The sequence below is a fragment of the Duganella sp. 1411 genome (assembly GCF_017833525.1).
Taxonomy (GTDB): Bacteria; Pseudomonadota; Gammaproteobacteria; order Burkholderiales; family Burkholderiaceae_D; genus Rugamonas.
The window spans coordinates 1-1,142 of the sequence record NZ_JAFICD010000020.1; the positions used below are offsets into that span (position 1 = coordinate 1).

Consider the following 1,142-nt stretch of genomic DNA (forward strand, 5'->3'; position numbering starts at 1 on the left):
GAGGGTGGCGTGGGGCGCACGCCGATCGCGCCGGAGATTTTGCTGTCGCTGTGGCTGTACGCCACGCTGGAGAGCTTGGGGTCGGCCAGGGCGTTGGCCAGGCTGTGCGAGTCGCATGATGCGTATCGCTGGTTGTGTGGCGGGGTGTCGGTCAACTATCGGACGCTGGCGGCCTTTCGTGTTGAGCACGAGCAGATGCTCGACGACTTGCTCAGCATGAGTGTGGCCAGGCTGGCCGTCGCTGGCGTGATCACGATGAAACGCGTGGCGCACGATGGCATCCGGGTGCGCGCCAGCGCCGGCGTGTCGTCGTTGCGCCGCCGCGTCAGGCTCGAGAGCATGCTGACCGACGCGCGCAAGCACGTGGCGGCGTTGAAAGCGGAGATGGAAAACGATCCCGGCGCGTTAAGCCGGCGCACGCAGGCCGCGCGCGAGCGCGCTGCGCAAGAGCGCGAACAAAAGATCACCGCCGCCTTGAACGCCTTGCCCGAGCTTGAGGAGATCAAGCGCAAGCAAGTGGAAAGAGGTAAAAAAAAGTAAGTGAGGTGCGTGCCTCCACCACCGATGCCGACGCCCGCTTGATGAAGATGCCCAACGGCGGTTACAACGCGGCCCTCAATGGCCAGCTTTGCACCGATACGCAGACCCAGGTCATCGTGGGCGTGGACGTGACCAACGCCGGGGTCGACCAGGGACAACTGTGCCCGATGATCGAGCAACTCCAACGGCGTTATGACCGCTGTCCTGATGAATACTTGGTTGACGGTGGTTTCGTCACCCGCGAACAAATCACCGCGGCCGAAAAGAAGGTCCGAGTCTATGCCCCGGTGCCGGACAATTCCAAATCGAAATTAGGTCCGTTCGATGCGCACCCTGCCGACAGCCCGGAAATGGCGAACTGGCGCGCGCGCATGGGCGGTGAAGCCGCCCAGGAGATCTACAAACAACGCGCGTCGACGGCGGAATGTGTGAACGCCATTGCCAGGCAACGCGGCTTGACGCGCTTTACGGTGCGAGGCATCAAAAAGGCGCGGTGCGTGATGATGCTGTTCGCGTTGGCGCACAACCTGATGCGTACGGTGGCGCTCGCACCAATGCTGTTGAGCACGCCCCTGGCAAAAAACGCCTTCTAAAACCGCAGC

General features: G+C 62.7%; 2 protein-coding genes. Both read left to right on the forward strand.

Annotated elements, in window-relative coordinates:
- A partial coding sequence (locus JOD97_RS32445; RefSeq protein WP_209726958.1) for a transposase occupies positions 1 to 540 on the forward strand: 540 nt, incomplete at its 5' end.
- Positions 541 to 545: 5 nt separating this feature from the next.
- Positions 546 to 1,133 carry a transposase gene (locus tag JOD97_RS32450; RefSeq protein WP_209726959.1) on the forward strand — a complete coding sequence of 196 codons (588 nt, stop codon included), beginning with the start codon at positions 546 to 548 and terminating at the stop codon, positions 1,131 to 1,133.
- Positions 1,134 to 1,142: the final 9 nt, after the last annotated feature.